This is a genomic window from Iodobacter sp. BJB302 (genome assembly GCF_002735645.1).
Classification (GTDB): Bacteria; Pseudomonadota; Gammaproteobacteria; order Burkholderiales; family Chitinibacteraceae; genus Iodobacter.
Genome location: NZ_PDZG01000103.1, coordinates 1 through 10,172, shown reverse-complemented (window position 1 = coordinate 10,172; position 10,172 = coordinate 1). Strand labels below are relative to the sequence as shown.

Here is a 10,172-nt window from a genome sequence, read left to right as displayed (position 1 = left end):
GATAAACCTTGCTCAATGCTTGGTGTTTAAAGTCGTCAGAATACGTAATTTTTTGCATGATGAAGCCTATGTTTTTTTCAAGCCCATGAAAATTCAGAGGCGACAACTAGTCTGACATAGGGGGCCATTGCATTCGCTCTCTTCGGTGAAGCATACGTTCGCAGTTCGCTGCTGGACGGCAGTAGCGCAGCACGGTCAGCCGCAAACTTGATTGCATCAAATTCTTTGTACCGGATCGGCCTTGCGACTGATCTTCTCACCTTTGTTGGGGTCGCAGTTCTTGTATGGGCATTGTTTCTCTTGCTCCGAGAAATCGACTCTCATTTGGCGGTCTTGGCGCTCGTGTTCCGAACGATTGAGCTTGGCGTCCACTTCTCTGCCATCGCCTTCGGCATGGTAGGCATGTCGCTGCTTGGTGGCGGCGAGTACACGGGAGGGTTAACTCAATCTCAACTTCACAGCATGGTGGGCATGGTATTGCGCGGTCAGATGGCAGGGCTTGGTATTGGCTTTATTCCACTAGGCCTGGGCTCCGCAGTTTTCGCCTTTTTGCTGTTCCGTTCAGGCTACGTCCCCAAGATTTTGGCTGCGTGGGGGGTACTTGCGTCAGTTCTTCTCGCCAGCTATTCCTTCGGTGTCGTCTTGTCGCCCAACACCAGCGACTACTTTTTCGCCGGCATGCTCCCTATGTTCATCTACGAGGCCTCGCTCGGCTTCTGGCTGCTTTTTTATCGTGGCGCTGCCAGGTTACAAAGCATGGCCTGACCCATCGCTCAACCGGCCCGCAACGGCATGCCGCCTTCGGGCACCATTTCATTCTGGCCCTGCGGCTTCCTGCCGTCGCAGGCCGGTTAGCTCAAACATTATGTGCAGTTGATTTTGAAAGGAATGGGTGATGCCAAGCAATAGTCTTAATGCACGTATACCAGCTTACAAAAGCGCATTTTCCAGCGGAGAGCTCCAGAAAACCTATCAAGACTTAGTTGGTATTGTTCAAAATCTAAGAACTGAATTCTTAAAAAAATACCAAGGTGAATTCTCGGTAGCGAATGTGCTGCATGGTTACATAGATTTCACATACTTTTACTTACAAAACGATTATCTCAAGACTAGAAAGCTAAAGCTTGCATTGGTTCTAAACCATAAAAACGCAAACTTTGAATTGTGGCTGCTTGGACAAACAAAGGATGTGCAGATTCTTTATTGGAAAAAACTAAGCGATGTGAAGTGGGTGAATAACGAGGCAATGCCGGAGTATTCAATTTTCGAAGCTCCTCTGCTATTGGCACCGGACTTTGATAATGCAAAAAAGTTATCGGAATCAGTGCACAGTCAATTTAAAACTTTGGTACAGGACATTTTCGAAACGCTGAAGGCTTACGAGTAATGCCATATAACCCTGCAGCCGGGCGGGGCAACCGCTGCGCTTTTGGTTCCCTGTGCTTCGCTCCGGCGGCCCCTCACTTGCAACTTAGGTACAAGCATTTCGGCGATGATAAATAAAGAACAAAATCCTGTCGGCTGGGCCATGTTGATGCATGAGTTAAATGATGCAAGAGAGCATCTAAGCAACCTCATTACGGAATCTCAAAACACCCCGGAATATGATGAAGTCAATTTGAGAGTTGATTTAGGCCATGTTTATTCGCATTTAAACCGGGCTTGGCATCATCGAAATAAAAGCGGAGATATTTCCGGGTCCGAATGGGTTGAGTCCTCAAAATTTCCCACCGATTTGGAGCCACTCTAAATGCCACCCAAGCCCTACCCATCCATCAAGCGGGATGCGCTAAAGCGCGCCCCTAATATCAAACGTCAGGCCCAGCAATGAAACAACTGAACATCTTGTTGGTTTACCTGGCCATACTGATAGCCGTGGCAGGTGTGGTCATTCATGCAGGCGCCGTTATTGCCGGTCCGTCCTGGTTCGCCTTTTTCAATGCCCCGCCATCCGTGGTTGCATCTGCCCGGGCCGGAACCTGGCTGGCTCCGGTCAGCGCACTGACTATTGCCGGGCTGATGGCAATCTGCGCGTTGTATGCCGCATCCGTGGCAGGGCTGGTTGGCCGGCCACCGCTACAGCGACTGGGCCTGTTGGGCATGGCAGTGGTCTGCCTGCTTCGCGCCATGATCCTCCCCCCGCTGGCCATCAATCATCCCGAGCTGCGCAACACCTTCGAAGTGGTCAGCGCCCTTATCTGGTTCTTCGCGGGCTTAGGTTTTGCCACCGGCTTTCGTATCGCAAAAGCAGGGCCAAACAATTCATTAAAGCCGAATCCGCTTCGCGAATCGGCTTAATTCAGACGTCAGAGGGGATTCACATGGATGAGTATCAACAAACATACGAAAGCAATAGCATCCCAAAAAATGAAAAGGCAATGGCTGCCCATCGAATTTTGGCCATTTTCTATACGGCCATTGCCGCTATTGTTTTTGCTGTTTTCGTATTTCGATCTGAAAGCATTAAGGACTTCGCCGTTCCTTTGATTTTCTGCATCCCGGTTATAGTCCATGGACTAATCGCCTATGGCGCCGCCCGCGCAAACTCAATAGCACAAACAGCCTCCATTATCGTTGCACTATTTATGCTCCTTGGCATTCCAATCGGCACGCTCATCGGCATATATCTGCTTCGTAATTCGCGCTGGGAAAAACAGCTTTTCAACAAGGGCAAAGCCTGACTCATCAATCAGGCTGACTGGCCGGAACGTATGGGCTTTTGATCCAAGTGCAGCGTAGACCCGCTGCTGTTTTCAGGCAGCCCGGTCTGCAGCGCCCTAAATAAAACTTTAGCAATCTGAAGGAGTCTTGCGTGAAAGTTGAGTTAGCCGATCCCGAATCTCCAGAAGCTCAGCAGCTTCTGGCCAGCCTCTCCCAGACGCTACAGCAGATTACGGGCAGCAGCGGTACGGCGTCATTCGATATAAGCGATGTTAAGGCTGAAGGAGCTTGCTTCGCCATTTGCCGCTTATCTACCGGTGTTCCAGTTGCATGCGGCGCTCTTCGTCCGCTCCAGCCTAGTGTGGCCGAGCTCAAGCGCATGTTTGCTGTGCCAAATTCTAAAAGTGCAGGCGCTGCTGTTCTCGCGTTTCTTGAGCAAATGGCAAGCGAGTTTGGCTATGGCGAGCTTTGGCTGGAAACGCGAAGGGTTAATGAGCGGGCAGTATCGTTTTATGAGCGTCATGGCTACCGCCCAATCCCCAACTTCGGCCGCTACACCGGCAGGGCCGAAGCCATCTGCCTTGGCAAGCGGGTGTCTTTCGTCCCTTTGCCACCACAGCCAGCTACCCAATCCCTCCATGGGGCTTCTTATGGCAAGCCACAAAGCGATCCTGACGCCTGAGTATCTTGCCCGTTTGAGCCATTAGCAATTTGAATATACAGGTAAAAAAAATGAAAGTTCTGTCGTTTCTGTTAAGCCTTTTCATCCTCGCAGCTTGTGCGTCGACTGATACAAAGCCAAAGCAATATTTGCTCAGTCACATCATGTGTGCCACTGAACAAGAGGCCAATCAAGCACGTCTCCGTGTGCTGGCCGGAGAGCCATTCGAGGATGTGGCTAAAACCATGTCGACCGACCCGGGTACAAAAAACAAGGGCGGGCGAATCGCTCAGTGGTCCGCTGCCGACGCCTTTTCTGCAAATTTTGCAAATGAGGTAAAGCAGCTGAATATTGGTCAGATATCAGCGAAGCCCGTTAAAACGGAATTTGGCTGGCATGTAGTAAGGGTTGACGCCATTCACTAAAACTTCAAAAGTTCTTATGTATTTCAATCGCAAGCAGCCAACAAAATCCAATTTGGTAAGGTTTTAAGCTTGAGGTGAATCGAGTCTGCTGAAACTGGTTTACAAATCGCTGTAAATTTTAATTTTGTGAGATGTAAGATCTGACCCGGTTATTTCTGTTAATTTCGGCTGCAAGATTATTTAAACCGGAGTTCAACCAGCCAGAATCAGCTCACATTTACAGTTTTTAACTTAAGCATTTATTTAAATCATAAATAAACTGTGTGCCCAAATAAAAAAAATGTTTAATAAAACAATAACGCCACAAAAAAATCATCCGCCATTCAAGACCATTCAATTTTTTTATCTGAACAAAAAACAAAACCAGCAATTACAGCAATAAGCCGCTTTTTATTAAAATCAGCCACCTGCAGGCAGAAAGGCAAGCCCCCATGCTTTTTACAGGTTCAAACAAGTTCTGCAGGGCTTATTTCCTTACAAGCTGCCGAAGTGGTGTATTGTGGGGATTCTCTTCATCACGGCTTCTGTTTTTTGCAACATCTTCCAAAACTCACAATTTTACTTAAATAGCCTGCATCATATAGAATCGTGAAGTATTAAAAGCCGGCGCGGATGATTACATAAAATTGTAATCGAAAACCCATATACAGCTGATTACCGATATTGTGATTAATCTTGCTTATTCATAGTCATTAATAAATAAAAAAACGACCCTTCACGTGGCACCGAGCCTATTTTGAATATTCTGTCTATTTATCGCCAGGCTGATTTACCCCGTATCGCAGCCCTCAGCTTTTTGCTTTTTCTATCCACTCAGCTCACCCTGGCTTATCTGAGCTTTGATGGCAATGCCTCTGTTTTCTGGATTCCCTGCGGATTAGGCTTAGCTATTTTGTTAATCAAAGGGCAAAAATACTGGCCTGCGCTGTTTATCAGTGCGCTGGCCAGTGATTTGTACCGGGGAACACCGCTACTGCCTTCATTGATTATTGCCATCACCATCGTGCTGGAGGCCTTGCTGATTGCGGCCCTGCTGAATAAATTAAGAATAAAAAACACCTCATTCAACCCCCTGCTCTGCCACAGCCGTGATTATATTTATTTACTGCTGATTGCCGCCCCCTGTGCTTTATCCGGGGCATTTGTCGGCGCGGGTACCCTCTGGTTAAACGGGCTGATAGGGCCGCATCAGCTCTTCAGCAGCGTATTAAACTGGTGGCTGGGTGATGTACTGGGCATTGCCACCATCTGCCCCCTGTTTTTGGTATGGCAGCAGCGCGCCAGCATGTGGCACAAGCGAAAAATTGAAGCTTCCCTCTGTTTTGGCCTGGCCTTTTTACTTGGGCAAATTGTTTTTGCTGGATGGTGGCACCAGTCATTGGGGCATATTGCTCAACCTTACTGGGCCTTTCTGTTTGTGATCTGGGCTGCCACGCGCTTTGGCCGGCATGGCAGCTTATTGCTGGTTGTGATGACCACCACGCAGGCCTTATTTGGTGCCTTACACGGCATTAGTTTTTTTGCTGCAGATCTGGCTCAGCATCGTTTACTCAATGTCTGGCTCTATGCCATGGTGCTGAACCTGGTAGGCGTACTGCTGGCCTTGCTGATTAATGAGCGCAAACATGCTGAAGCACTGGCGCAAGAAAGCGAGCAGCGCCACCGCACTTTAGTGGAATGGTCACCGGAAGCCATTGCCGTACACCGCCGGGGTACGTTGATCTATATGAACCCGGCCGCCATTGCACTGGCTGGTGCCAGAGATGCACAAGCGCTTATCGGCCAGTCTTTGTTTAATCTGGTTCACCCTGATTATCACCAGACAGTGCAAAACCGCTCCAAGCTTATTTCTGAGGGCGGCGTGGCCGAGCGCATGATCGAAATCAAGCTGATTCGCCCTGATGGTGGGGTGGTTGATATCGAAGTACAGAGCACTTTAATCACCCTGGATGGCGAGCCCGCTATCCATGCGCTCATCCGGGATATTACCCAAAGAAAACAAGCCAGCCAGTACGAGCAATTTCGCAACCGGACACTAGAGGTATTAGCCAGCGGCGCGCCTCTTTTACAGCAGCTAACGACGCTGGCTCTGGGGGTAGAGCAGCTTTATCCCTCCATCAAATGCAGCATCTTATTACTGGACCAGGAAGGCCAGCATCTGCGGCATGGCGCGGCCCCCAGCCTGCCCAACTTTTACAATGAAGCCATTGATGGGGTAGCCATAGGAATCGGGGTGGGTGCCTGCGGTACAGCGGCATTTACAGGGCAGCGCGTAATTACCGCAGATATCGCCACCCATCCTTTCTGGGATCAGTATAAGCAGCTTGCTGCTGACGCAGGCCTTGCCTCATGCTGGTCTCAGCCCATTATGGCCTCCAATCACCAGGTGCTGGGCACGTTTGCTATTTACCATGCCATCGCCCACTCTCCTAACCCTCACGACATCAGGATCATTGAGCAATCGGCCCATTTAGCCAGCATCGCCATTGAACGAAACATTGTGGCCGAAAAGCTCAGAGCCAGCGAAGCACACTATCGCTTACTCACCGAAAACGTGTCTGACGTGGCATGGCGGCAAGATATCAACAACAACTACACCTATATCAGCCCGGCAGATGAAATATTGCGGGGCTACCATGCACACGAAGTGGTTGGCCACCCTATGTTTGAGCACCTCACCCCGGAGGGAATCGCTTTTATCAAACAAAAAAGAAAGCACAGGCAGCAGGAAGAAAACAAGGGCATTCAAACCGGGCCTTACACATTAGAAATTCAGCAGCGGTGTAAAGACGGGCGGCTGATCTGGACCGAAATCCTTTCTACCCCGGAGCGTGATGCGCAAGGCCAGATTACCGGCTATTACGGCATCACCCGGGATATTACCCAGCGCAAGCAGGATGAGGCCGAGCTGCGCATCGCGGCGATTGCCTTTCAGTCACAAGAAGGGATGTTTGTGACCGATGTAAACTGGCGCATCTTGCGGGTAAACCATGCGTTTACCACCATCACAGGCTACAGCCCGCAAGATGCACTGGGGCAAACGCCGATTATGCTGACCTCTTTACGCCATAAAGCCGCTTTTTACAGTGAGATGACCCATCGCATCCGGAAAAAAGGCACTTGGCAAGGGGAAATCTGGAACAAACGTAAAAATGGCGAAATCTTCCCTGCCTGGCTGATTCTGACCGAAGTTAAAGCCGAAAATGGCGAAGTCACCCACTATGTGGCCACCCTTACCGACATTACCTCGCGCAAAGCCGCAGAAGAACAAATTCAGAGCCTGGCTTTTTACGACCCGCTCACCGCCCTGCCCAACCGCCGTCTGCTGATGGACAGGCTGGCCCAGGCCATGACCCTGGGGGCAAGGCATGAAAGCAAAGGCGCCTTACTTTTTATTGATCTGGATAATTTCAAAATTCTGAATGACACCCTCGGGCACGATAAAGGGGATCTCTTACTGGTAGAAGTCGCCAAGCGGCTTTCTGCCAGTACCCGCCAGGGCGATACCGTAGCAAGGCTGGGCGGAGACGAGTTTGTGGTCATGCTGGAAGACCTGAGCGTTAATGCACTCGAAGCGGCCACAGAGGCAGAAGCTGTCGGTGAAAAAATCCTCAGCACCCTCAATCAGATTTACCAGCTTGCCGGGTACAGCCATCACAGCACGCCCAGCGTAGGCATCACGCTGTTTGGTGAGCAAGCCGAAAGCATAGACGAGCCACTAAAACGCGCCGATCTGGCCATGTATCAGGCCAAGGCTGCGGGGCGCAATACGCTGAGGTTTTTTGATCCGCAAATGCAGGCCGATGTCACCCACCGGGTAGCACTGGAAGCGGGCTTAAGGGAGGCACTGGAGTGCCAGCAATTTACGTTGTTTTATCAGGCGCAAGTGAAAGGCACCGGACAGCTCACCGGTGTTGAGGCGCTGGTACGCTGGCATCACCCTCAGCAAGGCATGATCTCCCCCACAAAATTCATCCCCTTAGCGGAAGAAAGCGGCTTGATTCTGGCACTGGGCAACTGGGTATTATCAGCCGCCTGCAAGCAACTGGCACGCTGGGCCAACTCGCCTGAAATGAGCCACCTTACCATCGCCGTGAACGTCAGCCCACGCCAGTTTCATCAGGCCGATTTTGTTGAGCAGGTGCTTAATATCCTTGCCCGCACGGGGGCCAGTGCACAGCAGCTCAAGCTTGAGCTCACCGAAAGCGTACTGATTGCCAATGTAGAAGATGTCATTCTTAAGATGAGTATTTTGAAACAGCAGGGCGTGGGATTTTCGATTGATGATTTTGGCACCGGCTACTCCTCGCTCTCTTACTTAAAACGCCTGCCGCTGGATCAGCTTAAAATTGATCAGAGCTTTATCCGCGACATTCTGACCGACAGCAACGATGCTGCCATCGCAAAAATGGTGATTGTGCTGGCCGACAGTCTGGGCCTGAGCGTCATCGCCGAAGGGGTAGAAACCGAAGCCCAGCGTGATTTCCTGGCCAGCCAGGGCTGCCAGTCCTATCAGGGCTATCTGTTCAGCCGCCCGCTGCCCTTACACGAATTTGAGGTTTACGCCCTCTCAGATCTGATCGAACATTAACATGCCCATACAACATCTCAGCCACCTCACTTTTATCGTTAAAGACCTCAATCGCATGGCGCAGTTTTTATGCCAGGGCTTAGGCGCGATTGAAATCTACGACAGCCAGAGCCAGCACTTCTCGCTTTCCCATGAAAAATTCTTCAGCCTTGGCAGCCTGTGGATTGCCGCCATGCAGGGTAATCCACCGGCAGAACGCAGCTATCAGCATGTGGCGTTTAAAATTGAAGAACACGAGCTGGCAGGCTACCAGGCCAGGCTTGAAGCCCTGGGCGTTGAAATCAAACCACCCCGCCCCAGGGTAGAAGGCGAAGGGCAATCGCTCTACTTCTACGATTTTGATAACCACTTGTTTGAGCTGCACACTGGCACGCTGACACAGAGGCTGGCGCGATATAGCAGAGACAAACCCCAGTACGGATAAGCCGCCACCTGCGGCATCCCCACTACGCCACTCATCGCGGCTTGTGCAGCATGGTCAACTCCTTAACCCAGAGTTGATTCAATGAATAAACCTCATCGTCTTTATGATTGCACCTGCGTGGGCCAGGCAGGTTGCTGCGGGTTGTGGTGGCGCAATGGCGACGATTTCCGACCCTGCCAGCCAGGCCGCCATACGCATCTTAAATACAGGCGGCAATGCCATAGACGCCGCCGTTGCAGCCGCGGCCACGCTGGGTGTGACCGATCCATTCAGCTGCGGCATTGGCGGCGGCTTTATGCTGATTTATTCTGCCAAAGATAAAAAATCATCAGTATTGATTCCCGCGAAACGGCACCCACCTGCTTCAATCCACAGGTGTACCAAAAAAATGGCAAAGAAACGGAATGGGATGATGTGCAGCCCACTGGCATTTCTGTTGGTGTGGCACGGTACGCAGCTGGCGGTAGTTCAAAGCATTGAAGCTAATTGGCTTTATTAAAAAAAACATAAATAGCTACTAATATAGCAACATCAATTTACACATCCTCAAGCCGCATTTTTATTGGCTCGTTTTCTTCTTATTAGAAGAAAAAACAGATCAAAATACTTCCTTACAACGGTATTGGAATACTCTTTTCCAAGTACTGCATCCCCTCGTACAGCATTCACCTTACAAATTCTTGTTTTGTTCATAATTACACCCTGAATTTACCTGAAGAACATATCAGCAAGCACAAAGCTTCGTGTAATATATTTATCTTCCTGTAAGTCCTTGGTTTCTCATGGCCCTTGATCTGCTTGCTTCTTTCGCCGCTGCTTTTAATCAGGATCAGCGCCTTATTTCTCTTCAGCTTGGCGATGGTGCAGTATGGGGCGAACAGTTATTACCCCAGCGGGTAACAGGCAGCGAGGGGATCAATCAGGCTTATTGCTATCAGATAGACTGCCTCTCCCCCGATGGCGCTTTGGAACTCAAATCGCTATTAGGCTTGCCGGTGGTATTGGCAATAGAAAACGCCAATGCGGATGCAATTGAGCGTTGCGGGGTCATTAGCAAGGCACAGCTTTTAGGATCTGACGGAGGCTTTGCAAAGTATGCGCTGACGGTAGAGCCACCTTTTGCCCTGCTTAGATATCGGCGCACTTCCCGGGTGTTTCAGGATTTATCTGTCGTCGATATTGTGAAACAGGTACTGGCCGAACATCAGGCCAAAAACCCGGTGTTTGCTTCAGTACAAACGGTAGATTTCAAACTATCGGGCGATTACCCGCCGCGCTCTTATTCCCCCTATGTCAGACTAGTTGTCGCCTCTGAATTTTCATGGGCTTGAAAAAAACATAGGCTTCATCATGCAAAAAATTACGTATTCTGACGACTTTAAACACCAAGCATTGAGCAAGGTTTATCAG

11 protein-coding genes are annotated in these 10,172 nt (G+C 50.1%); all 11 read left to right on the top strand.

Annotation, left to right across the window (positions count from 1 at the left end):
• The first annotated feature begins 126 nt into the window (after positions 1 to 126).
• Positions 127 to 765 (top strand): DUF4386 domain-containing protein, encoded by a 639-nt coding sequence (locus tag CSQ88_RS20845; RefSeq protein ID WP_257212699.1) that lies wholly within the window; start codon positions 127 to 129, stop codon positions 763 to 765.
• A 130-nt stretch (positions 766 to 895) separates the two neighbouring features.
• Positions 896 to 1,387: a hypothetical protein gene (locus tag CSQ88_RS20840; protein ID WP_099399993.1), complete on the top strand. Its 492-nt coding sequence runs from the start codon at positions 896 to 898 to the stop codon at positions 1,385 to 1,387.
• A gap of 105 nt (positions 1,388 to 1,492) precedes the next feature.
• Positions 1,493 to 1,750 (top strand): hypothetical protein, encoded by a 258-nt coding sequence (locus tag CSQ88_RS20835; protein ID WP_099399992.1) that lies wholly within the window; start codon positions 1,493 to 1,495, stop codon positions 1,748 to 1,750.
• 77 nt (positions 1,751 to 1,827) lie between these two features.
• Positions 1,828 to 2,298, top strand: coding sequence for a hypothetical protein (locus CSQ88_RS20830; protein ID WP_099399991.1), 471 nt, complete (start codon positions 1,828 to 1,830; stop codon positions 2,296 to 2,298).
• Between the two features lie 23 nt (positions 2,299 to 2,321).
• On the top strand, positions 2,322 to 2,681 hold the full coding sequence (locus CSQ88_RS20825) for a hypothetical protein (protein WP_099399990.1): 360 nt from the start codon (positions 2,322 to 2,324) through the stop codon (positions 2,679 to 2,681).
• Positions 2,682 to 2,812: 131 nt separating this feature from the next.
• The gene (locus CSQ88_RS20820; protein WP_099399989.1) at positions 2,813 to 3,343 is read left to right on the top strand and encodes a GNAT family N-acetyltransferase; all 531 of its coding nucleotides are present in this window, start codon (positions 2,813 to 2,815) and stop codon (positions 3,341 to 3,343) included.
• Positions 3,344 to 3,393: 50 nt separating this feature from the next.
• Positions 3,394 to 3,747 (top strand): peptidylprolyl isomerase, encoded by a 354-nt coding sequence (locus CSQ88_RS20815; protein WP_099399988.1) that lies wholly within the window; start codon positions 3,394 to 3,396, stop codon positions 3,745 to 3,747.
• 736 nt (positions 3,748 to 4,483) lie between these two features.
• Positions 4,484 to 8,338, top strand: coding sequence for an EAL domain-containing protein (locus tag CSQ88_RS20810; RefSeq protein ID WP_099399987.1), 3,855 nt, complete (start codon positions 4,484 to 4,486; stop codon positions 8,336 to 8,338).
• 1 nt (position 8,339) lies between these two features.
• A complete protein-coding gene (gene fosX, locus CSQ88_RS20805; RefSeq protein ID WP_099399986.1) occupies positions 8,340 to 8,762 on the top strand; it encodes a FosX/FosE/FosI family fosfomycin resistance hydrolase in 423 nt (140 codons plus the stop codon).
• Positions 8,763 to 8,865: 103 nt separating this feature from the next.
• Positions 8,866 to 9,261, top strand: coding sequence for a gamma-glutamyltransferase (locus tag CSQ88_RS20800; protein ID WP_257212696.1), 396 nt, complete (start codon positions 8,866 to 8,868; stop codon positions 9,259 to 9,261).
• A 283-nt stretch (positions 9,262 to 9,544) separates the two neighbouring features.
• The gene (locus CSQ88_RS20795; protein WP_099399985.1) at positions 9,545 to 10,093 is read left to right on the top strand and encodes a contractile injection system protein, VgrG/Pvc8 family; all 549 of its coding nucleotides are present in this window, start codon (positions 9,545 to 9,547) and stop codon (positions 10,091 to 10,093) included.
• Positions 10,094 to 10,172 lie beyond the last annotated feature (79 nt).

Coding starts and splice junctions, on each gene's coding strand:
- CSQ88_RS20840 (WP_099399993.1), top strand. CDS start 896: ATGCCAAGCAATAGTCTTAATGCACGTATACCAGCTTACAAAAGCGCA.
- CSQ88_RS20830 (WP_099399991.1), top strand. CDS start 1,828: ATGAAACAACTGAACATCTTGTTGGTTTACCTGGCCATACTGATAGCC.
- CSQ88_RS20825 (WP_099399990.1), top strand. CDS start 2,322: ATGGATGAGTATCAACAAACATACGAAAGCAATAGCATCCCAAAAAAT.
- CSQ88_RS20835 (WP_099399992.1), top strand. CDS start 1,493: ATGATAAATAAAGAACAAAATCCTGTCGGCTGGGCCATGTTGATGCAT.
- fosX (WP_099399986.1), top strand. CDS start 8,340: ATGCCCATACAACATCTCAGCCACCTCACTTTTATCGTTAAAGACCTC.
- CSQ88_RS20795 (WP_099399985.1), top strand. CDS start 9,545: ATGGCCCTTGATCTGCTTGCTTCTTTCGCCGCTGCTTTTAATCAGGAT.
- CSQ88_RS20815 (WP_099399988.1), top strand. CDS start 3,394: ATGAAAGTTCTGTCGTTTCTGTTAAGCCTTTTCATCCTCGCAGCTTGT.
- CSQ88_RS20800 (WP_257212696.1), top strand. CDS start 8,866: ATGATTGCACCTGCGTGGGCCAGGCAGGTTGCTGCGGGTTGTGGTGGC.